We start from the raw sequence: 20,454 nt of genomic DNA on the forward strand, positions 1-20,454 counted from the left end.
AAAAGGCAGCCGAGGCTGCCTTTTTTGTTGCCGATGAATCTGCTGTTGCCGCTGCGTTTAGGCGGCGTACAGCCAGAACTGCTCGCGCGGGAACGTCAGCGCGTACTTGCCGTCGCTCGGGGCGCTGGAGGAGTAGGCGCGCAGGCCTGTGCCCGTTGCGCCGCTGTCGTCGGTGGCACGGAACAGGCACTCCCAGCGGTCGCCAAGGTACATGCGCGTTGCGAGCGGCAGGTGGATGGTGTTGTCGGCGTTGTCGACGCCCACGCGCACCTGTTCCAGGCGGATCACGCCGTGCGCCGATGCGCCCGGCTTCAGATCGCCGCGCGCCACGCCCCACAGCGACCAACCTCCGGTCTCGTCCACCAGCCGGGCCATGCCGTCGCGCACTTCGGCGATCTTGCCGTTGATGCGGTTATTGCTGCCCATGAACTCTGCGGTAAACAGCGTCTGCGGCGCACCGTACATTTCTTCGGGCGTGCCTTGCTGCTCGATCACGCCGTTGTTCAGCAGCAGGATGCGATCGGACATGGCCATCGCCTCGCTTTGGTCGTGCGTGACCATCAGCGCCGACAGACCCAGGCGGACGATCAGCTCGCGCAGGAAGGCACGCGCTTCTTCGCGCAGCTTGGCGTCGAGGTTCGAGAGCGGCTCGTCGAGCAGGATCACAGGCGGGTTGTAGACCAGCGCGCGGGCGATGGCTACGCGCTGCTGCTGTCCGCCGGACAGCTGGCTCGGGAAGCGCTCGCCGAGATGGCCCAGGCCCAGTTGCTGCAGCACGGCTTGCACGCGCTCCTTGATCTGCGCGGCAGGCGTCTTGCGCAGCTTGAGCGGGTAGGCGACGTTCTCGGCCACGGTCTTGTGCGGCCACAGCGCGTAGGACTGGAAGACCAGGCCCAGGTTGCGCCCTTCAGCCGGCACGTCGAGCTTCTTGGCGCCGTCAAACATGACCCGATCGCCGATCTTGACGGTGCCCTGGCTGGCCTGTTCGAGGCCGGCGACAGCGCGCAGCAGCGTGGTCTTGCCCGAACCTGACGGGCCCAGCAGCGAGACGACCTCGCCCTTCTGCAGCTGCATCGAGACACCCTTGAGAACCGGGTTGTTGCCGTATTGCAGGTGCAGGTCGTTGACAGTGAGTTCAATCATGGAGCTTCACTCCGAAACGCAGTGCGATGCCGAGGCCGACGGCCACCAGCACGATATTGACGAAGGACAGCGCGGCGACGATATCGATGGCGCCGCCCGCCCACAGGGAAACCAGCATCGAGCCGATCGTCTCGGTGCCCGGCGACAACAGGTACACACCGGTCGAGTACTCGCGCTCGAAAATCAGGAAGATCAGCAGCCATGCGCCGAGCAGCCCGTAGCGCGTGAGCGGCACCGTCACGTCGCGCGTGGTGCGGGCGCGGGTGGCGCCGACCGAGCGTGCGGCTTCTTCCAGTTCCGGACCGACTTGCAGCAGCGCGGCCGAGATCAATCGCAGCCCATAGGCCAGCCACACCACCGTGTAGGCGATCCACACGCTGAAGATCGTGCTGCGCAGGTCCCGCAGGCTCGGCACGACGTTTTCGATGATCCAGTTGGCGAAGGGCAGGCCGCTGTCGGTCAGGCCGGTCTCGATCCAGTTCGGCACGAACAGGAACACCCACAGGAACGCCAGGCCGGCCAGCAGACCCGGAATGGCGCGGGGCACCAGCACGCTGTAATCGAGGAAGCGCGTCCAGCCATCCGGCTTGCGATGCATGGCCAGGCCGATGCAGGTGTAGCAGCCCACCGCCAGCGCGCCGCCGATCACGCCGATCAGCACCGTGTTGACCATCGCCCGCAGAAACTGCGGCTGCGCGAAGATCTGCTGGAATGCCGTGGTCGAGAAAGCCTCCACCAGCGAGACGCCTTCACCCCAGTTCGAGACGAACGCGCGCAGCGCGATACCCGAGAGCGGCACCACCACTGTCACGAAGAACCACAGCACCACGACAGCCCAGGCAGGCCAGCGCCAGCTGCCCAGCGGCAGCGGGCGGCTGCGCGTGACCTTGCCCTTGACGGTGACGAAGCGGTTGGCCGACTTCAGCATGTAGCGCTGCAGCAGCACCAGGGGGAAGGTCACCATCACCAGGCAGACCGCCACGGCGGCCATCAGGTGATACGCCGGCGTACCGAGCTTGTTCGTCAGCTTGTACAGATACGTTGCCAGCACCAGGTGACCTTCCGGATCGCCCAGCACGAGCACCAGGCCGAACACCTCGAAGCCCAGGAACGTCACCAGCACGGCTGCGTAAAGCAAGGCGGGGCGCACCATCGGCAGGCTTACATTCAGTGCCACCGACAGCGGCGATGCGCCCGCGATACGCGCGGCTTCTTCCACGTCCGAACCGAGGCTGCGCAGCGCCGACGAGACATACAGATACACGTGAGGGACGTGCGTCAGGCCGGCAATGATGATGATGCTCGTAAACGAATACACATTCCACGGCGCACCGCCGAACAGGTTCTTGAACCAGACCGTGTAGAAGCCCACGGGGCCGGCGGACACCACATAGCCGAACGCCAGCACCATCGGCGAGACGAACACCGGAATCATCAGCAGCGGTTCGAGAACGCGGCGGCCGGGCAGGTCCGAACGCACCATCAGGAACGCCAGGATGCCGCCCAGCGGCACCGAGATGACTGCCAGGCCGAACGCCAGCGCGGCGGATTTCTCGAAGGCGTGCCAGAAGTCCGAATCCGTAAAGATGAAGCGATACGCATCGAGCCCCGCCAGCGCGTCGGGCATGAAGAACGGCGCGGACAGAAAGCTCTGGTAGAAGATCAGCGCCAGCGGCGTGAAAATCGCCAGCGCGGTAAGCAGAATGACCACGCCGCGCGGCAAAGCCTGTCCCACACGCGTCCAGGGCGAGCGCTTGAGGGTGACTTGGCGAGCGGCGGCACGGTCTTGCGCTAGAGAACGCATGGTGCCTCCAGGAGGAACCGGCGCCAGAACGGATGGCGCCGGCAGGTCGGTCAGATGAGTGGAGTGCCGGTGATCAGCGGATCAGATCAACGGCCGGCGGCGGTACGCCATTGCTTGATGAAGTCCAAGCGCTTCTTGGGTTCCAGGAACGCCAGGATCGATTCGTCAACGGGAATCGGCTTGATGCTGTTGCCGAGAATCTTCTTCAGGCCGGCGGCGGTCGCTTCGCCTGTCACGTCTTCACGCAGCGAGTGCAGATCCGACTTGTTGGCGAGGATTTCCTGGCCGCGCTTGGACAGGATGTAGTCCAGCCACAGCTTGGCCGCGTTCGGGTTCTTCGCCTTCTTGGCGATCATCGCCACGCGCGACACCACGAGCGTGTAGTCCTTCGGATAGACGATGCCGATCGACGGATCTTTCTTGGCGCGTGCAATCGCGTACGAGCCGAGGATGTTGTATGCCACCAGGTTTTCGCCCGAGGCCACGCGCTCCATCATCGTGCCGGTGGAGGACTGCAGCACCAGGTTCGGGCCCACCGCCTTGACGAAGTCGAAGTACTGCGGCGAGTCGACGTTGTCCTGCGCGGCCATCATGAAGCCGACGGCGGACTTCTCGATGTCGTACGTCGTGACCTTGTTCTTGAAGCGTTCGGGCTGGCTGGCGACCAGCTTGGCGAAGTCGGCGTGCGTCTGCGGGACTTCGCTGTCCTTGATCAGGCGCTTGTTGTACAGGAACACGGCCGGCTCGTACGTGGTGCCGTAAGCCAGGCCCTTGTAGACAGCCCACTTCGGCAGGTTCTGCACTTCCGGCGAGTCGTACTTCATCGCGTAGCTCTGCGCGAGCTTGAGCTGCGAGTCCATCGACGAGTTCCACATCATGTCAGCCGAGGCGCCGCCGGCGGCCTGCTCGCTGATGAAGCGGTTGTACAGCTCGCTGCTGTTCATGTCGTTGTACTCGACCTTCACGCCGGGGTAGAGCGACTCGAAATCCTTGATCAGCGGATCGGCGGCCTTGGTGTCGGTGGTCGCGTAGACCACCACTTTGCCTTCCTTCTTGGCGGCGGCGATGGTGTCGGCGTAGTTGGCGGGATAGCCGGCCGGGACTTGCGCGACGGCGGCGGTGCTGAGGGTCAGTGCGGCAGCGGCAATTGAAGCGAGAGCGGCGTGCGCAGGCGTAAAGCGTCCACGAAGCATGGGTTTGTCTCCTGTTTGCTTGTGATGGCGTGGGGCTGGCTACTTATGGCGTGGTGCGTGTAGCTCGGGCGGATGGCCCCAAGTGCGGCCGATTATAGAAATCGCGCGCTTTCGCCACGCTTTCATTGCGGCTGCTGCGTCGCAGCATGCTCCGGGGAGGGGGCTGTGGCGGCCAGCGGCACGCGGATCCGCGCCGACAAACCAACGCCGCCGTGCGCGTTCGGCTCGCCGTCGGCCAGTTCGATTTGCCCGCCGCTGCGCGCCGCATAGGCACGCGCGATGGCCAGGCCGAGGCCTGAGCCTTCGGCGGCATAGCGAACGTCTTTGGGCGCGACCTTGGGTTTACCCGAGCGACTTCCGCCCTCGTGCGCCCGGCGGAAGCGCTCGAACGCGTGCGCGCGCTCGTCAGCGCTCATGCCCGGCCCGGTGTCGTCCACGCAGACCAGCGCGGCGTCGCCTTCAGCCGTGGCCCGTACGGTGATGCGGCCGCCGGCCGGCGTGTACCGGATCGCGTTGTGCACGAGGTTGGAAAGCGCCTCGCGCAGGAACGCCGGATAGCCGATGACGGGCAGCGTCATGACGAGGCCGCCGTCGTCCCAGCCGAGATCCTGCTGTTTTTCGCGTGCCAACGGCAGCGCATCGACCACCACGTCGCGTGCCAATTCACCCAGGTCGAAGGTTTCTGCGGGCGCGTCCTGTCCCGCATGCCGCGCGCGGGCGAGGGCGAGCAGTTGCGTGGTCAGCCGGTTTGTCGACTGCAGGCGCGCGATGATGGCGGACAGGCTTTCGCGCACGCGCGCCGGGTCGGTCTCGCGCAGCGCGTATTCGGCTTGCGTGAGCAGCACGGCCAGCGGCGTGCGCAGCTGGTGCGACGCATCGGCAAGAAACTGGCTTTGCGCATCCGCAAGTTCGGCGTAGCGATGAATGTGGTGGTTGATCGCGTTCACCAGCGGGCGTACCTCGGCGGGCACATCGGTGGCGTCGAGCGGGCGGAGGTCGTCCGATGCGCGCACGCCGATGCTGCGTGCCAGACGATTGAGCGGCTTGAGCGCGACGGTCACGCCGAGCCACAGCAGCGCCGCGCTGACCGCCACCAGCGCAGCATCGCGCAGCAGCGTGCCGCGCCACACCGCCTGCTGCAGCGCGCGCCGCGTCTCGATGGTTTCCGCCACCTGAATGACGATGCGCGCCGGCAGCCCCGGTTGATAGAGCGGCTTGGCCACGGCGGCCACGCGTACGGGTTCGTCGTGGTACGTCGCGTCGTAGAAGAGAGGGGTGTCGTTTTCCAGCCGCTTGGCGGGCAGCGGCAGATCGTCGTAGCCCGTCAGCGCGGCTTCAGGGGCTTTGCCGGGCAACGGTTCGAAAGCGACGCGGTAATAGACGTTGCTCTGCGCCGTCGATTCGAACATGGACAGCGCCACATACGGCACGTTGACCTGGACCTGCCCGCGCTCGATCGTCACGCCGTTCTCAATGGCACGCACCGAGCCGAGCAGGGCGCGGTCATACGCGCGATCGGTCGCGCCGCGCAGCGCCTGGTACGCCGAAACGATGTCGATGGCCAGCACACCCACCAGCCCCGGCAGCAGCAACCAGAGCAGCGTGAGTTTCAGGCTGCGCGGCAGCCGGAGCCTGGCGAGCCGCTGCATCATGCGTTGCTGTCGCCGGCGGCGGGCGTTTCGCCATCGCCCGTTTCGAGCAGGTAGCCCAGCCCGCGTACGGTGACGATCTGCACGCCCGTGCCCGCCAGCTTCTTGCGGAGGCGGTGCACGACCACCTCCACGGCGTCTGGGCTCGAATCGCTGTCCAGGTTGAAGACCTTGTCGAACAAATGCACCTTGCTGATCGGCTGGCCGGTCTTGTGCAGCAGCGCCGACAGCGCGGCGTGCTCGCGCGGCGTGAGCGACAGCGGCTCGCCTGACAGCAGAAATGCCTTGCGCCCGGTGTCGAACTCCAGCGGCCCGCAACGCAGACGCGGGAACGCCCGGCCGCGGCTGCGGCGGATCAGCGCCATCAACCGCGCCTCCAGCTCGGACAACGCGAACGGCTTGGTGAGGAAATCATCGGCGCCGGCATTGAGGCCGCGTACGCGCTCATCCAGCGCGCCCTGCGCGGTGAGGATCAACACCGGCGTGCGGTCGTCGCGCGCGCGCATGTCGGCCAGCACGGCAAAGCCATCCTTGCGCGGCAAGCGCAGGTCCAGCACCACCGCATCAAATTCTCCGGAGCCGAGGAACGCTTCGGCGATGACGCCATCGGCGGCGCGCTCGATCACGAAGCCGCTTTGCGCCAGCGCGCGCGCCAGCCATGCGGCCAATTCGTCCTCATCCTCCACCAGCAAAATCCGCATCGGGTGTCTCTCAATATCGTTCTGGCTACTTTTTCATGATAATGCGTGGCGCCCGCATCTCGACCTCCCTGTCCGCGTGATGCGCTCCCGTTCGCTTCAACCGGCATGTCGTCCATCCCAAATTCCCGTCGCCGCTGGCTCTGTCAGACCGCCGCATTGCTGGCCGCAAGTGGCGTGGTTGCGCGAGGGGCCCAGGCTCAGTGGTTGGCGCGTCCGGCGCCGGAGCTGCCGTCGTACTATCCGCGCGACTACGGCGCGATGGTCGACGCCGCGCGCCGCGAAGGCCGTGTCACGGTGTACTCCACGACGGATTTCTCCGCCGCGTATCCACTCATCCGTGCCTTCGAAACGCGCTATCCGGGCATCACCGTCGACTACCGCGAGCAGAACAGCGACGACATCTACCGCCGCTTCCTTGCTGAATTCGCCGCCAAGTTGCCGGGCGCCGATGTGGTCTGGAGTTCGGCCATGCCGGAGCAGTTCAAGCTGGTGAACGACGGCCACGCACTCTCATACGCGTCGCCGGAGCGGCCGTACCTGCCGTCGTGGGCCATCTGGAAGAATGAGGCGTACGGCACGAGCTACGAGCCGGTCGTCTTCGTCTACAACACGCGCCAGCTGCCGGCGGATTTGATCCCCTCCACCCATGCGGACTTCGCACGTATTCTGAATGGCCATCGTGACTTGCTGCGCGGTCGCGTCGCCTCGTACGACATCGAGCATTCCGGCTCGGCTTTCCTCTTCGCCGCCGAAGACGCACGCACCACGCCGGTGTTCTGGGATGTTGCCAAGGCATTAGGTGGCGTCAACGTCAATCTGTACATCACCACGGCCGCGATGCTCGAGCGCGTCGCCTCCGGCGAAAGCCTGCTCGCCTACAACGTGATCGGCTCCTACGCGGCGCGCTACGTCGATCGCAATCCGGCGCTCGCCATCAAGATGCCGACCGACTACACGCTGGTAGCTACGCGCGTCGCCTTCATCGCCCGGCGCGCGGCCCGCCCGAACGCTGCGCGCCTCTGGCTCGACTTCATGCTTTCGCGCGATGGCCAAAGCGTGATGGCGGACCGCGCGTTCCTGTTTTCCCTGCGCCAGGATGTCGAGACTGGACTCACTGCCAAGCGCCTGCTCGCCGAACTGGGCAACACGCATCGGCCCATTCCTGTCGGACCGGGTTTACTCGCCCATCAAGATCAACTCCGCCGTGCCGATTTCCTAAAGCGATGGCGCGCCGCACTCGTTCGATAAAAAGAGAATAAAGACGCACTTTCTGCCGCAACGTGGTGCGAAGGCGACAATTCGGAACTGTCACCAACCGCCAAATTTGTTGCGCAGGAACGGGGTCGCAATCGCCCGCCAACCCCTGTGCTACCGCGCAAAAAGCGGGTTGCGCCCCCCTCCCAAAGGGGCTCGGCGCGTGTTGCCCATGAGCAACAACTTGGCCGCAAATCGCGGCCCAGAGCCAGAAAGGGTTTCCGGAATCCGTCAACGCTGGCACATAATGCGGTCAGACGTGAGGTATCTGCGTCGTCCATAAGGACAGTCAAGATTTCCCAATCAGTTGACAAGGAAAGTGTCGATATGAAGATGAAACTGTTTGCAGCTGCTGTTGCAGCTCTGGCCGCCGGTGGCGCCTATGCACAATCCTCCGTGACCCTGTACGGCGTGGTCGACGCTGGTCTGACCTACGCAAACAAGGTGCCGAACGGCAACGGCGGCGGTAGCTCGCGTGTTGGCCTGGATTCGGGCGGCCTGTCGGGCTCGCGCTGGGGCCTGCGTGGCGTTGAAGACCTGGGCGGTGGCCTGAAGGGTATCTTCAACCTGGAAAGCGGCTTCAACCTGGACAACGGTACGTCGGCTCAAAACAACCGCCTGTTCGGTCGTAACGCTTACGTCGGTCTGCAAGGCCAGTGGGGTCAACTGACCCTGGGTCGTCAGCAAAACCTGCTGTATGACTTCTCGCTGATCTATGACCCGATGGCAATCGCCACGCGTTACTCGCTGGCCTCGCAAGACCAGTACTTCGCTGGTCGTGCTGATAACTCGGTCAAGTACATCGGCACGTTCGGCGGCCTGAGCGTCTCGGCTCTGTACGCGTTCAACCGTGATGGTAACGAGCAAGCTGGTCTCAGCAAGCTCGGCCGCGAGTGGAGCCTGGGCGTGAACTACGCTGGCGGCCCGCTGGGTATCGGCGCTGTGTATGACCAGTCGAACGGTGTCGCAGGTTCGGCAACGACGTTTGCTGCACAAAGCGCCTTGGCTGATAACAAGGAACAACGCGCCACGATCGCTGGCACGTACGCCTTCGGCCCGGCCAAGCTGTACGCTGGCTACCGTTGGTACAAGGCCAACTTCGCAACTGTTGCTGGCAACGGCAACCTGCGTTCGAACCTGTACTGGGCTGGCCTGGGTTACCAAGCTACTCCGGCTCTGTCGCTGACGGGTACGGCTTACTACCAACAGTTCAAGAACAGCGGTACGGGCAACCCGTGGCTGTTCGTGGTCGGCACCGACTACGCTCTGTCGAAGCGCACCGACGCTTACTTCAACGTGGCCTATGCTAAGAACAGCGGTGGTTCGGGTCTGGGCGTTATGGGCCTGAACGCCAGCGGTTACACGGGTACCACGCTGACGAACGGCGAACAAGTGTTCTCGGGCTCGGGTAACAGCAACAACCAGTTCGGTGCTACCGTTGGCCTGCGTCACAAGTTCTAATTTGACGCGCTCGTAAGAGCGCATCGAATTAAACGGTTAAACGCCGATCCCGAAAGGGGTCGGCGTTTTTCTTTGTGCGTACGATGCGCGGCGCAGCTGCATGGCTGAAGCGCCGCCAAGGGTGGCGTGGCGTTGGCCGGCGTGCAAGCGTCGGTCCCTGGTGGGAATTGAAGGCGACGCTGGAGCATGTCGCCGCGCTTGCTGTTTTGCCCCGCCATACGGCCGGCGCCGCGTTGCGACTTTGCAGCGCCGGACGAAAGGCCCTCGTATCGACGCAGCAGCGCAGTTGTCGGTGCGCCGGGTCGATCGTTGAGTGGAAAGCTGCGTCAGGGTTGTTCGCCCCTCGTCAACGTGCCGGTGCGATTGCCAGCGTACGCGCATGAAAAACGGCGGCACATCGGCCGCCGTTTGTGTTTTCCTGAACCAGTCGCTTACTGTTGCTCTTCGTCGTCCTGCGAGGGCATCGGCACATTGCGACGCGTGGGCGCGGGACGCTTGCCGACAACGATGGTCAGTTCCACTGCCTTGCCCTTGCGCGACACGGTCACCTTGGCTTCCGCGCCGGGTTTCAGCTGCGCGATGCTATTGAGCAACGCCGTCGTATCCAGTATCGGCTCACCATTCACGCTGGTGAGAATGTCCCCCGGGCGCAGGCCTGCCTTGTCCGCTGGTCCGCCTTGGACCACGGCGGCAATCAATGCCCCATCCTTGCGTGACAAGCCAAACGACTCGGCAATTTCCGGCGTCACATCCTGCGGTTCAACGCCGATCCAGCCCCGCACCACGCTGCCCGTCGAGATAATCGACTCCATCACCTGCTTGGCCAGCGAGACCGGAATCGCGAAGCCGATGCCCAGCGAGCCGCCCGAGCGCGAGTAGATCGCCGTGTTGATCCCGAGGAGGTTGCCGTCAGCGTCGACGAGCGCACCGCCCGAGTTGCCGGGGTTGATCGCGGCGTCGGTCTGGATGAAGTTCTCGAAGGTGTTGATGCCCAGATGGCTGCGGCCCAGCGCGGAGACAATGCCCATCGTCACTGTCTGGCCCACGCCGAAGGGGTTGCCGATCGCAAGCACCACGTCGCCGACGCGCACATTCTCCAGCCGGCCCAGCGTAATGGCGGGCAGATTCGGCAGGTTGATCTTGAGGACGGCGAGGTCGGTTTCCGGATCGGAGCCGACGACCTTCGCGTTGGCCTTGCGGCCGTCGGTCAGGGCGACTTCGATTTCGTCCGCCCCGTCTACCACATGGTGGTTCGTTAGAATGTAGCCTTCCGAGCTGACGATCACGCCGGAGCCCAGGCTGGCCGTCGGCTCCTGGCGCTGCTCAGGGGCGCGGTCGCCGAAGAAGAAGCGGAACCACGGGTCTGCGCTGGCTTGCGGATTGTTGCTGCGCTTCGGCGCATTCTTGCTGCTGAAGATGTTGACCACCGCGGGCATCGCCACCTTGGCGGCTTCCGCGTAGGAGTTGCTGGAGGTGCCGCCGTGGCCGATCGGCGCGACTTCCTTGAGCGCGACGATGGGCGAGCCGGATTGCACTGCGACCTTGCCGCGCTGCAGCCAGTCAGGCTTGAGCGTGGCGATCACAAACCAGACGGCCAGGACGACCGTGACGGCTTGCGCGAAAAACAGCCAAAAGCGGCGCAACATAGAGCGAAATTGAGTCCAAATGGATCGAAAAGAACTTGAATTGTACTTGAACGACCTGTTGCAGGCGGCCCGTTTTCGGGACTATTGCCCCAACGGTCTGCAGGTGCAGGGCCGCGAAACCATTGAGCACATCGTGACGGGAGTCACCGCCAGCCTGGCATTGATCGAAGCTGCTATCGAAGCGCGCGCCGACGCCATCCTCGTGCATCATGGTTACTTTTGGAAGGGCGAAGATGGTCGGGTCGTGGGCCAAAAGCATGCGCGCCTGAAGCAACTCCTGGCACACGATCTGAACCTGTTCGCGTACCACCTGCCGCTGGATGCCCACCCTGAGCTGGGCAACAACGCGCAGCTGGGTGCCTTGCTGGGCATCGCGCCCCAAGGCCGGTTCGGCGACGATGAGCTGGGTCTGATCGGGACGCTTCCCGAGGCGACCACCCTGAGCAATTTCGCGCAGACGGTATCGGCAAAGCTGAACCGGGCGCCGCTCGTGATCGGCGATGACAATCGCCCGGTGCGCACCGTGGGCTGGTGCACCGGTGGCGCTCAGGGCTGGTTCGATGCCGCCGTGGCCGCCGGCGCGGACGTGTATATCAGCGGTGAAGCGTCGGAGCAGACGACGCATCTCGCGCGCGAATCGGGTGTCGCCTATATCGGTGCGGGCCACCACGCCACGGAGCGCGGCGGCGTTCGGGCGCTGGGCACCCATCTGGCCGAGCGCTTCGGCGTGCGTCACACCTTCATCGATATCCCGAATCCGGTGTGATTCGACGTCCGATTACGGCTTGTTCTTCAGGCTGTCGCGGATCTCGCGCAGCAGCAGGATGTTTTCCGGCGTTTCGGCGGGTGCTGCCGGCGGGTTGGCGTCGATTACGCGCGTGATGGCGCGCACCATCAGAAACACGATAAACGCCAGAATCAAGAAATTGACCGCCACGGTGATGAAGTTGCCGTAGGCGAAGACCGGCACGCCTGCCTTCTTCAGATCGGCCAGGGTATGCGGCACACCGGCGGGCGCCTCTGCCAGCTGAATGAACAGGTTCGAGAAATCGAGCTTGCCAACAATGCGGCCGATCAGCGGCATGATCAGATCATTGACGAGCGAATCGACAATTTTGCCGAACGCCGCACCGATGATCACGCCCACTGCGAGGTCGATCACGTTGCCGCGCATCGCGAATTTCTTGAAGTCTTGCATCAGTGCCATCGGTTTTCTCCGGATTGTTTGATTCGAGACAAACGGTCAAGCTAGCGAACGGTTGACCTGAATTGTTGAAAGCGAGGCTGCAAGAGCCATGCCAAAGCCTTGTCAGCATTGGGCTGGCGGGCGATCGGCGTGTTCACTATATCCGTAACCGCTACGCCCGGCGACCGCTATCGTTCGCTCGGTACGCTCGGGTATAATTTTTGGTTGACGCGAATCTATCTTGATTTCTCACCCTGGGGTCTTGAATGAGTGACCAGCAAAACGTGGACAAGGGTCGCCGCAATCTATTGATTGCGACGTCCGTGGCTGGTGGTGTGGGAGGGGTTGCAGTTGCGGCCCCTTTCGTTTGCACATTCGCACCATCTGAAAAAGCCCGTGCAGCGGGCGCGCCCGTAGAGGCGGACGTGAGCGACCTGGCCCCGGGCCAGATGAAGGTGGTGGAATGGCGCGGCAAGCCGGTCTGGCTGCTCAAACGCACGCCCGACATGCTGGAATCGCTCAAGAAGACCGATAACGAAGTCGCCGACCCCAAGTCCGACGTGCCCTTCACCATGAAGACGCCGGACTACTGCAAGAACGAAACCCGCTCCCGTGCCGAGCATAAAGACCTGCTGGTCGTGGTCGGCATCTGCTCCCATCTTGGCTGCTCCCCGTCCGGTCCGTTTCCCGCAGGCGCCAACGTGCAGCTTGCCGGAGACCCCGGCTTCGTCTGCCCGTGCCATGGCTCCACGTTCGACCTGGCTGGGCGCGTGTTCAAGAACAAGCCCGCGCCGCAGAACCTCGACGTTCCGCCGTACATGTTCCTGTCCGACACGAAGCTGGTGATCGGTAAAGACGAGAAAGGAGAGGCTTGATCATGGCCGAGAAGAAGGTGGAGACAACCGGGCTGCTGGGCTGGATCGATGCACGCTTCCCGGCATCGGAGCTGTGGAAGGCGCATCTGTCCGAGTACTACGCGCCGAAGAATTTCAACTTCTGGTATTTCTTCGGGTCGCTGGCGCTGCTGGTGCTGGTGATCCAAATCGTCACCGGCATCTTCCTGGTGATGAACTACAAGCCCGACGGCACGCTCAACGCCGCCGGCATCCCCGTCGCCTATGCGAGCGTGGAGTTCATCATGCGCGAGGTGCCGTGGGGCTGGCTGGTACGGTATATGCACTCGACCGGCGCGTCGGCGTTCTTCATCGTCGTGTATCTGCACATGTTCCGCGGCATGCTGTACGGCTCGTACCGTAAGCCGCGCGAGCTGGTCTGGATCTTCGGCTGCCTGATCTTCCTGTGCCTGATGGCCGAAGCCTTCATGGGCTATCTGCTGCCGTGGGGCCAGATGTCGTATTGGGGCGCGCAGGTCATCGTGAACCTGTTCTCCGCCATTCCGCTGATCGGCCCGGACCTGTCGTTGTGGATCCGCGGTGACTACGTGGTGTCGGACGCGACGCTGAACCGCTTCTTCTCGTTCCACGTCATCGCTGTACCGCTGGTGCTGCTGGGCCTGGTGGTGGCGCACATCATCGCGCTGCACGAAGTGGGTTCGAACAACCCGGACGGCGTCGAGATCAAGGCCAAGAAGGACGAGCGCGGCATTCCGCTCGACGGCATTCCGTTCCACCCGTATTACTCGGTGCACGACATCGTCGGCGTGGCGGTGTTCCTGTTCATCTTCAGCGCGATCGTGTTCTTCGCGCCGGAAATGGGCGGCTACTTCCTGGAAGCCAACAACTTCATCCCGGCAGACTCGCTGAAGACGCCGCCGCACATTGCGCCGGTCTGGTACTTCACGCCGTTCTACTCGATGCTGCGCGCGACCACGTCGGACTTCCTGCCGTGGCTGTGGGGCTTCATCGCAATCATGCTGGGGCTGCTCTTCGTGCGCTCCAAGAGCATGAAGGTCAAGGGCGTGGCGGTGGCTGTGGCCGTGATTCTGGCGCTGGGCTTCGCGTTCATCGACGCGAAGTTCTGGGGCGTGGTCGTGATGGGCGGCTCGGTGGTGATCTTCTTCTTCCTGCCGTGGCTGGACCAGTCGCCGGTCAAGTCGATCCGTTATCGCCCGGGCTTCCACAAGACGCTGCTGATCGTCTTCGTGATCGCCTTTGCGGTGCTGGGCTACCTGGGTATCCAGCCGCCGAGCCCGGTCGGTTCGATCGTTTCGCAGATCGGCACCATTCTGTACTTCGCGTTCTTCCTCGCGATGCCGATCTGGAGCCAGATCGGGACCTTCAAGCCAGTGCCTGAGCGCGTCACGTTCACGCCGCACTGATAGAGCCCGCGCACAAGGACCCATGAAGGACACAAGAATGAAAAAGCTGCTTGCGATTTTCGCCTTGGCCGGTCTAGTGTTTGCCGCGCCTGTGATGGCCAATGAGGGCGGCGTGCCGCTCGATCCGGCGCCCAACCAGTCCAGCGACACGTCTGCGCTGCAGCGCGGCGCCAAGCTGTTCGTCAACTACTGCCTGAACTGCCACGGCGCCAGCGCCATGCGCTACAACCGTCTGCGCGACATCGGTTTGAGCGAGGAGCAGATCAAGCAGAACCTGCTGTTCTCGTCGGACAAGGTCGGCGACACGATGCACATCGCCATGGATCGCGAGGACGCCAAGAAGTGGTTTGGTGCCGTACCGCCGGACCTGTCGGTCATTGCGCGCGCGCGCGGCAGCGACTGGCTCTACACCTACCTGCGCACGTTCTACCGCGACGACACGCGTCCGACCGGCTGGAACAATCTGGTCTTCGACAAGGTCGGCATGCCGCATGTGCTGTGGGAGCTGCAGGGCCAACAAGTGCCGAAGTACGCCGAAGTGAAGTCCGAGCACGGCGAGGCCGAGAAGAAGCTCGTTGCCCTTGAGGTCGCGGTCCCGGGCAAGATGAACAAGGTCGAATATGACCAGGCCGTGGCCGATCTGGTGAGCTATCTGGACTGGATGGCTGAACCCGCCGGCAACCTGCGCAAGCGTCTCGGCGTCTGGGTATTGTTGTTCATTGGTGTGTTCTTCGTGCTGGCCTGGCGTCTGAATGCGGCCTATTGGAAGGACATCAAGTAAAATCCGTGTTTTCCGGGCAAGGGCTAGGCCGGTGGAGAACTGGCTCTAGCCCTTTGCCTTTTCGCTTTTTGTGCCGTGGCGATGTCATTTGTCGTCACGGTTGTACCGTCATCGGGCCGCCCCCGGCCCATGCGCCAAGGAACTACAACCATGATGGTCTTGTACTCGGGCACCACTTGCCCGTTCTCGCAGCGTTGCCGCCTCGTCCTGTTCGAAAAGGGCATGGATTTCGAGATTCGCGACGTCGATCTCTTCAACAAGCCGGAAGACATCGCGGTGATGAACCCGTACGGCCAGGTGCCCATCCTGGTTGAACGCGACCTGATCTTGTACGAGTCGAACATCATCAACGAATACATCGACGAGCGCTTCCCGCACCCGCAGCTGATGCCGGCCGATCCGGTGCAACGCGCTCGCGCCCGCCTGTTCCTGTTCAACTTCGAGAAGGAACTGTTCACGCACGTCTCCGTGCTCGAGAACGAAAAGGGCAAGGCCGCCGAGAAAAACCACGAGAAGGCCCGCGCGGCCATCCGCGATCGCCTCACGCAACTGGCGCCGATCTTCCTGAAGAACAAGTACATGCTCGGCGAAGAGTTCTCGATGCTGGACGTGGCGATTGCGCCGCTGCTGTGGCGCCTGGACCACTACGGCATTGAGGTCTCGAAGAATGCTGCCCCGCTGATGAAATACGCTGAGCGTATCTTCAGCCGTCCGGCGTATATTGAAGCGCTGACGCCGTCCGAAAAGGTCATGCGCCGCTGATCGCCGCCGGGTCGCTGGCCGTGCCCGGGCTGAGCCTGCGCGCGGCCGCGCCCAACGGTCACTGATTTCATCATGTCGGAAACATCCACCAAGCCCTATCTGATCCGCGCCATCTACGAGTGGTGCACGGACAACGGCTTCACGCCGTACATCGCTGTCTTCGTCGACAACAGCACCAACGTGCCGCGCGAATTCGTCAAGAACGACGAGATCGTGCTGAACGTGAGCTTTGACGCGACCAGCCAGCTCGACATGGGCAACGAGTGGATCACGTTCCATGCGCGCTTCTCCGGCGTGTCGCGCAAGATCGAGGTGCCGATCGAAAACGTGCTTGCCGTGTATGCGCGCGAGAACGGTCAAGGTATGGCATTCCCGGTGGAGCGCAGCACACCGACGACACAGGCCGCGACCGAACGCGAGAACAATCCGCCGCCCAAGCTGGCTGCGGTGGACTCCGAATCGGCGTCTGCGCCGGTCGCTGCCGAGGCGGAAACGGGCCCGGAAGACGACCCGACGCCGCCAAATGTGCCGCGCATCGGTGGAAAGCCCGCGCTAAAAGTCGTCAAGTAACGCGTGTTAGGTTAGAATCGCGTTTCTTTGCCGGCTTAGCTCATCTGGTAGAGCAGTTGATTTGTAATCATCAGGTGGCGGGTTCGAGTCCTGCAGCCGGCACCAGCATCACGAAAACGGTCTCCCTTGCGGAGGCCGTTTTCTTTTGTCGCGCCCGTTCAATTTCACGGGCTTCACCCGCGCCGAACCCAAATCACCTTGCCGCCCTGGATGCCGAGGTTGCGACGTTCTTCGCGGTAGTCCATGGTGCCGGGCAGGGCTTTGCCGTCGCGTTCGCTGATGCGCCAGAGGCAGCCGTTCAACAAGGCCGTGGCGTCCTGTTCGGATTTGCCGATCAAGGCGTCGTCGGGAATGGCGGCCGCCTGACAGGTGGCGGCTTGAGTGGTGGGCTCAGTCATCTTGGATACCCCTGCGTTTCCGGGTTGTTCGGGCCCGGTGTTGAGCAGGCCGCCATGCCGAAGGTGGCCGCAATCGTGGTGAGAAGCGTTGCCAAGCGCGTCATAAAACCTCCGTGTGATATCGCAGTGGTGAGCGCCTCGACCAGGCGCTCGATGGTCGCAGCAGTGTACCGACGCACGCTTGCGAGATGCCTCATGCAGCGGTGTTGCCACCGCGCAATGGGCTTCGCGAGGCCCGAGAAAACCGCTTGCCGCCATCAGCGAGACTTTGTTACTCTGCGCCCCGTCATAGCTACGGAGTTCACCTCCATGGACAGTTGTTCTAGTCGATCTTCGATCGCACATTGAACGGCTAGACAGTCTCGGCGCACCGTTTTCGCGCCTCACCACTGCCTAGCCGTATTGCACGGCGGGTAGTGGCGCTTGCGTGGGTTCTCTGCGTAAGTCCCTTCCTGAATTCGATTGTTGTATCGGGCACAGCCACGTGGCTGCGTGTGTTTGCGCGCGCCATCGCAAGGCGCGGCCGGCGTTTGCCTACGTCCGTCGCGGAAACGGGCGGGGAGGTCTCATGCTGTTCTTCTCGTTGTTGCAGTACGTCTGGGTGGCAGTGCGTCCGCTGGTTGGGGTTCCTCTGCTGGTTGGGGGCGGCGGCAGCGGCGCGTTTCTTGGTGATGGCGGCTTGAACTATGGCCACGAGCGCGTGCTGGAAGTCTTCTACAGCCTGCAGGTGACCAAGGCGCCGGCGATCAGTCCAGATTTTCAGCTTATTCAGAACCCGGGCTACAACCACGATCGCGGTCCGGCCAAGTTCGTGGGCGTGCGCGTCCACGCCGAGTTCTAACCGTAGGAGGACCCATATGGACAGTCCGAGTCGACCTTACCCAACGTCTTTTTCCCATTAGGCGAGTCCGCCGCACGGTTGTTCCCTGCTGCTGACTTGCCGCCCTGGCAAGGCTGCGGTGTCTGCATCGCTCCTTGATCGTTTCAACTATGCCGCCGCGTGTGTGCGACGCGTGCGGCGATGGCCGCGTGCCGTGCGTATGTGCACGCGGCGAGGAGTGTGTCATGCGCAAATTCAAGATTCCCGCCCGCCGCTTTTCGGCGATCGCACTGCCGTTCAGCTCACCGTTTGTGCACCCCCGGGCCGGAGCGTCGGAGCCTGCTGGTGCTGCATCGATCACGTCGATGCGGCGTGCCGGTGACAGCGGCCAAATGCTCTCCAACCATGGTTACGCGGCAGCCGCCATCCGGCTGTCGCGCACCTACTGGTAACGCAATGGCGGGCCCGCGCGTCATGTCGCGCTGGACGACGGCCGCATGGATGAATTCGCAGCGTGCTCGGCGACTTCGGGTCCGTCAAACGAGAATGTTTCTTATTACTAATATCAACTTGGAGCGCACATTTGGCGACAACGTCGGCTGCGCACCACTGTGGCCGATTGTCGCAGTGCAACAACATCCACTTTCGATTTGCTTTCCCGCAAAGCCACGTAAACCCTAGCCCTGCAGCCAGGACATCACTTGTCAATCGACGGCGCTTTCTATTTGCCTGAGCAGATAGCGCGATCCGGAGCGCCGTCTGGCGGTAAGATCGCGCCCGCATTCCACTCCCAACCGCGCTCCCCCAACGGGCGCATGACGTAGTGCCTGCTCCGACCTTTTACGCCCCCGATCTGTCGTCCGCCGCTTTGTGCGACGCGGCGGCGCTCGACTTCGCCCATGCCCGGCATGAGCGAAGCCCGCCTCGCCAACTGAGGGCGTTGGGTTCAGCTTCTCCCTGACCGGCGCCTGATGTGATCGAAGATCCGCTGCCGCACCTCAGCTGTACTCGGGGCGCCGGTAGTTCGGTCTTCTCTCATTTCCCGCGTTTTTCCCCTTGTGGCCGCTGTCCGGGCCGCTGGGCTCCCGTGATGTCCGGAAGCATCGCCGGCGCAATTGTGCAAGACATGAAGAACACACTCGTTCCACATATGAAGCGGCTTCTCGCCGCAAGCCTCCCGCTCCTGCTGGCGGGCTGCAACCTGACGGTCCTGGACCCGAAGGGGATGATTGCGGCTGAAGAAAAGACGCTGATCCTGGTGGCGACCGGCCTGATGCTGCTGGTGGTCATCCCCGTGATCGTGCTGACGCTGGTGTTCGCGTGGAAATACCGTGCGTCCAACACCAAGGCCCGCTACGAGCCGGACTGGTCGCACTCCAACGCCATCGAAGCCGTGGTGTGGCTGATCCCGTGCCTGATCATCATCGTGCTGGGCGTGATCACCTACAAGTCCACGCACGCGCTCGATCCGTACAAGCCGATCGAATCGGATGTGAAGCCCATCACGGTCGAGGCTGTCTCGCTCGACTGGAAGTGGCTGTTCATCTATCCGGAACTGAAGATCGCGACGGTCAACCAGCTCGCATTCCCGGCCAACACCCCGATCAACTTCAAGATCACGTCCGACACGGTGATGAACGCGTTCTTCATCCCGCAGCTCGGCAGCCAGGTGTACGCCATGGCGGGCATGCAGACCAAGCTGCACCTGATCGCGAACGAGACCGGCGTGTTTGACGGCATGTCGTCGAACTACAGCGGCTCGGGCTTCACGGGCATGAAGTTCAAGGCCACGGCGATGACGAACGAAGAGTTCGACGCCTGGGTCAAGCAGGTTCGTGCCTCGTCGCAGAACCTGACCAAGGAAGGCTACGCCGAGCTGTCCAAGCCGAGCGAGAAGGTGCCGCCGGCGGCGTATGCATCGGTCGACCCGACGCTGTATCACAGCATCCTGCACAAATACATGGACAAGATGGGCGAGGGCGAGAAGGTCCTGACGCTCGACGAGGCGCTCGAAGGCGCCAACTGCACGACGGCCACGGCTGAAGCGGCAACGCGTCCGCTGCCGGTGCAGTCCGCCCTGCCTGCGCCCAAGAGCGCGGCCAAGAATTCCTAGGAGTTGACGATGTTTGGCAAGTTGAGTCTGGAGGCCATTCCGCTGCACGAGCCGATCGTGGTCGTGACGGTGTCGGCCATTCTGCTGGGTGGCGCGGGCCTGTTCGGCCTGATCACCTATCTCAAGAAGTGGACCTACCTCTGGAATGAGTGGATCACCTCGGTCGATCACAAGAAGATCGGCGTGATGTACTGCATTCTGGCCATCGTGATGCTGCTGCGCGGTTTTGCCGACGCCATCATGATGCGCTCGCAACTGGCGGTCGCCTCGGGCGGCGGTGCCGGCTATCTGCCGCCTGAGCACTACGACCAGATCTTTACCGCGCACGGCGTGATCATGATCTTCTTCATGGCCATGCCGCTGATGACGGGCCTGATCAACCTGATCGTGCCGCTGCAAATTGGCGCGCGCGACGTGGCATTCCCGTTCCTGAACACGCTGTCGTTCTGGCTGGCTGCTGCTGGTGTGGTGCTGATCAACGTGTCGCTGGGCGTGGGCGAATTCGCTCGCACCGGCTGGCTGGCGTACCCGCCGCTGTCGGAGCTGGCCTACAGCCCGGGCGTGGGGGTCGATTACTACATCTGGGCGTTGCAGATATCGGGCCTCGGGACATTGCTGACCGGCGTGAACTTCGTCGCGACCATCTTCAAGATGCGCGCGCCGGGCATGACGCTGATGCGCATGCCGATCTTCAC

General features: G+C 63.1%; 19 protein-coding genes, 1 tRNA gene and 1 pseudogene. 13 read left to right on the top strand and 8 right to left on the bottom strand.

Features of this window, described 5'->3' with window-relative positions; all coding sequences use genetic code 11:
* Positions 1 to 57: 57 nt before the first annotated feature.
* The 5 genes from FUT88_RS11420 to FUT88_RS11440 all read right to left on the bottom strand — a co-directional run bounded on the left by FUT88_RS11420 (position 58) and on the right by FUT88_RS11440 (position 6,490).
* Positions 58 to 1,143 carry an ABC transporter ATP-binding protein gene (locus tag FUT88_RS11420; protein WP_147215167.1) on the bottom strand — a complete coding sequence of 362 codons (1,086 nt, stop codon included), beginning with the start codon at positions 1,141 to 1,143 and terminating at the stop codon, positions 58 to 60.
* Positions 1,136 to 2,947 carry an ABC transporter permease gene (locus FUT88_RS11425; protein WP_147215169.1) on the bottom strand — a complete coding sequence of 604 codons (1,812 nt, stop codon included), beginning with the start codon at positions 2,945 to 2,947 and terminating at the stop codon, positions 1,136 to 1,138. The genes FUT88_RS11420 and FUT88_RS11425 overlap by 8 nt, the downstream gene beginning before the upstream one ends.
* Before the next feature lie 86 nt (positions 2,948 to 3,033).
* Positions 3,034 to 4,140 (bottom strand): ABC transporter substrate-binding protein, encoded by a 1,107-nt coding sequence (locus FUT88_RS11430; protein ID WP_147215171.1) that lies wholly within the window; start codon positions 4,138 to 4,140, stop codon positions 3,034 to 3,036.
* A 122-nt stretch (positions 4,141 to 4,262) separates the two neighbouring features.
* Positions 4,263 to 5,792, bottom strand: a complete 1,530-nt coding sequence (locus FUT88_RS11435) for a sensor histidine kinase (protein ID WP_147215173.1) — start codon at positions 5,790 to 5,792, stop codon at positions 4,263 to 4,265.
* Positions 5,789 to 6,490, bottom strand: a complete 702-nt coding sequence (locus FUT88_RS11440) for a response regulator (RefSeq protein WP_147215174.1) — start codon at positions 6,488 to 6,490, stop codon at positions 5,789 to 5,791. The genes FUT88_RS11435 and FUT88_RS11440 overlap by 4 nt, the downstream gene beginning before the upstream one ends.
* A 105-nt stretch (positions 6,491 to 6,595) precedes the next feature.
* Here FUT88_RS11440 and FUT88_RS11445 point away from each other — a divergent pair, with 105 nt between their 5' ends.
* Positions 6,596 to 7,738 carry an ABC transporter substrate-binding protein gene (locus tag FUT88_RS11445; protein ID WP_147215176.1) on the top strand — a complete coding sequence of 381 codons (1,143 nt, stop codon included), beginning with the start codon at positions 6,596 to 6,598 and terminating at the stop codon, positions 7,736 to 7,738.
* Positions 7,739 to 8,071: 333 nt separating this feature from the next.
* Positions 8,072 to 9,205 (top strand): porin, encoded by a 1,134-nt coding sequence (locus FUT88_RS11450; RefSeq protein ID WP_147215178.1) that lies wholly within the window; start codon positions 8,072 to 8,074, stop codon positions 9,203 to 9,205.
* A 431-nt stretch (positions 9,206 to 9,636) separates the two neighbouring features.
* Here FUT88_RS11450 and FUT88_RS11455 read toward each other — a convergent pair whose 3' ends face one another.
* Positions 9,637 to 10,851 carry a Do family serine endopeptidase gene (locus tag FUT88_RS11455; RefSeq protein WP_147215180.1) on the bottom strand — a complete coding sequence of 405 codons (1,215 nt, stop codon included), beginning with the start codon at positions 10,849 to 10,851 and terminating at the stop codon, positions 9,637 to 9,639.
* A gap of 19 nt (positions 10,852 to 10,870) precedes the next feature.
* Here FUT88_RS11455 and FUT88_RS11460 point away from each other — a divergent pair, with 19 nt between their 5' ends.
* Entirely contained in the window at positions 10,871 to 11,617 is a 747-nt protein-coding gene (locus FUT88_RS11460; protein ID WP_147215182.1) for a Nif3-like dinuclear metal center hexameric protein, read from the top strand.
* Positions 11,618 to 11,629: 12 nt separating this feature from the next.
* Here the strand turns inward: FUT88_RS11460 and mscL are convergent, their stop codons facing one another.
* Entirely contained in the window at positions 11,630 to 12,058 is a 429-nt protein-coding gene (gene mscL, locus FUT88_RS11465) for a large conductance mechanosensitive channel protein MscL (protein ID WP_147215184.1), read from the bottom strand.
* A gap of 245 nt (positions 12,059 to 12,303) precedes the next feature.
* Here mscL and petA point away from each other — a divergent pair, with 245 nt between their 5' ends.
* The 6 genes from petA (at position 12,304) to FUT88_RS11495 (ending at position 16,533) form a co-directional block, all read left to right on the top strand.
* On the top strand, positions 12,304 to 12,912 hold the full coding sequence (gene petA, locus FUT88_RS11470) for a ubiquinol-cytochrome c reductase iron-sulfur subunit (protein WP_009241960.1): 609 nt from the start codon (positions 12,304 to 12,306) through the stop codon (positions 12,910 to 12,912).
* Complete coding sequence (locus FUT88_RS11475) at positions 12,912 to 14,315, top strand: cytochrome b (RefSeq protein WP_027680212.1); 1,404 nt, start codon at positions 12,912 to 12,914, stop codon at positions 14,313 to 14,315. Before petA ends, FUT88_RS11475 begins: the two co-directional genes overlap by 1 nt.
* Before the next feature lie 37 nt (positions 14,316 to 14,352).
* Entirely contained in the window at positions 14,353 to 15,096 is a 744-nt protein-coding gene (locus FUT88_RS11480; protein ID WP_147215186.1) for a cytochrome c1, read from the top strand.
* 150 nt (positions 15,097 to 15,246) lie between these two features.
* Entirely contained in the window at positions 15,247 to 15,858 is a 612-nt protein-coding gene (locus FUT88_RS11485) for a glutathione S-transferase N-terminal domain-containing protein (RefSeq protein ID WP_004634649.1), read from the top strand.
* Positions 15,859 to 15,930: 72 nt separating this feature from the next.
* Positions 15,931 to 16,428 (top strand): ClpXP protease specificity-enhancing factor, encoded by a 498-nt coding sequence (locus FUT88_RS11490; RefSeq protein WP_147215188.1) that lies wholly within the window; start codon positions 15,931 to 15,933, stop codon positions 16,426 to 16,428.
* A 29-nt stretch (positions 16,429 to 16,457) separates the two neighbouring features.
* Positions 16,458 to 16,533, top strand: a tRNA-Thr gene (locus tag FUT88_RS11495).
* Between the two features lie 68 nt (positions 16,534 to 16,601).
* Here FUT88_RS11495 and FUT88_RS11500 read toward each other — a convergent pair.
* Entirely contained in the window at positions 16,602 to 16,826 is a 225-nt protein-coding gene (locus tag FUT88_RS11500) for a hypothetical protein (protein ID WP_147215190.1), read from the bottom strand.
* A gap of 637 nt (positions 16,827 to 17,463) precedes the next feature.
* Between FUT88_RS11500 and FUT88_RS11505 the strand changes: the two are divergent.
* The 4 genes and pseudogenes from FUT88_RS11505 to FUT88_RS11520 form a co-directional block, all read left to right on the top strand.
* Positions 17,464 to 17,667, top strand: a pseudogene (locus FUT88_RS11505) (carbohydrate porin); the annotation flags it as partial.
* A 224-nt stretch (positions 17,668 to 17,891) separates the two neighbouring features.
* Complete coding sequence (locus tag FUT88_RS11510) at positions 17,892 to 18,098, top strand: hypothetical protein (protein WP_147215194.1); 207 nt, start codon at positions 17,892 to 17,894, stop codon at positions 18,096 to 18,098.
* Positions 18,099 to 18,796: 698 nt separating this feature from the next.
* Positions 18,797 to 19,759: a ubiquinol oxidase subunit II gene (cyoA, locus tag FUT88_RS11515; RefSeq protein WP_139111013.1), complete on the top strand. Its 963-nt coding sequence runs from the start codon at positions 18,797 to 18,799 to the stop codon at positions 19,757 to 19,759.
* A gap of 9 nt (positions 19,760 to 19,768) precedes the next feature.
* Positions 19,769 to 20,454 (top strand): cbb3-type cytochrome c oxidase subunit I (locus FUT88_RS11520; RefSeq protein ID WP_186829285.1); only part of this gene is annotated, 686 nt, incomplete at its 3' end.

The organism is Ralstonia sp. TCR112 (genome assembly GCF_007997035.1).
Taxonomy (GTDB): Bacteria; Pseudomonadota; Gammaproteobacteria; order Burkholderiales; family Burkholderiaceae; genus Ralstonia; species Ralstonia edaphi.

Coding starts and splice junctions, on each gene's coding strand:
- FUT88_RS11420 (WP_147215167.1), bottom strand. CDS start 1,143: ATGATTGAACTCACTGTCAACGACCTGCACCTGCAATACGGCAACAAC.
- FUT88_RS11425 (WP_147215169.1), bottom strand. CDS start 2,947: ATGCGTTCTCTAGCGCAAGACCGTGCCGCCGCTCGCCAAGTCACCCTC.
- FUT88_RS11430 (WP_147215171.1), bottom strand. CDS start 4,140: ATGCTTCGTGGACGCTTTACGCCTGCGCACGCCGCTCTCGCTTCAATT.
- FUT88_RS11435 (WP_147215173.1), bottom strand. CDS start 5,792: ATGATGCAGCGGCTCGCCAGGCTCCGGCTGCCGCGCAGCCTGAAACTC.
- FUT88_RS11440 (WP_147215174.1), bottom strand. CDS start 6,490: ATGCGGATTTTGCTGGTGGAGGATGAGGACGAATTGGCCGCATGGCTG.
- FUT88_RS11445 (WP_147215176.1), top strand. CDS start 6,596: ATGTCGTCCATCCCAAATTCCCGTCGCCGCTGGCTCTGTCAGACCGCC.
- FUT88_RS11450 (WP_147215178.1), top strand. CDS start 8,072: ATGAAGATGAAACTGTTTGCAGCTGCTGTTGCAGCTCTGGCCGCCGGT.
- FUT88_RS11455 (WP_147215180.1), bottom strand. CDS start 10,851: ATGTTGCGCCGCTTTTGGCTGTTTTTCGCGCAAGCCGTCACGGTCGTC.
- FUT88_RS11460 (WP_147215182.1), top strand. CDS start 10,871: ATGGATCGAAAAGAACTTGAATTGTACTTGAACGACCTGTTGCAGGCG.
- mscL (WP_147215184.1), bottom strand. CDS start 12,058: ATGGCACTGATGCAAGACTTCAAGAAATTCGCGATGCGCGGCAACGTG.
- petA (WP_009241960.1), top strand. CDS start 12,304: ATGAGTGACCAGCAAAACGTGGACAAGGGTCGCCGCAATCTATTGATT.
- FUT88_RS11480 (WP_147215186.1), top strand. CDS start 14,353: ATGAAAAAGCTGCTTGCGATTTTCGCCTTGGCCGGTCTAGTGTTTGCC.
- FUT88_RS11485 (WP_004634649.1), top strand. CDS start 15,247: ATGATGGTCTTGTACTCGGGCACCACTTGCCCGTTCTCGCAGCGTTGC.
- FUT88_RS11490 (WP_147215188.1), top strand. CDS start 15,931: ATGTCGGAAACATCCACCAAGCCCTATCTGATCCGCGCCATCTACGAG.
- FUT88_RS11500 (WP_147215190.1), bottom strand. CDS start 16,826: ATGACTGAGCCCACCACTCAAGCCGCCACCTGTCAGGCGGCCGCCATT.
- FUT88_RS11510 (WP_147215194.1), top strand. CDS start 17,892: ATGCGCAAATTCAAGATTCCCGCCCGCCGCTTTTCGGCGATCGCACTG.
- cyoA (WP_139111013.1), top strand. CDS start 18,797: ATGAAGCGGCTTCTCGCCGCAAGCCTCCCGCTCCTGCTGGCGGGCTGC.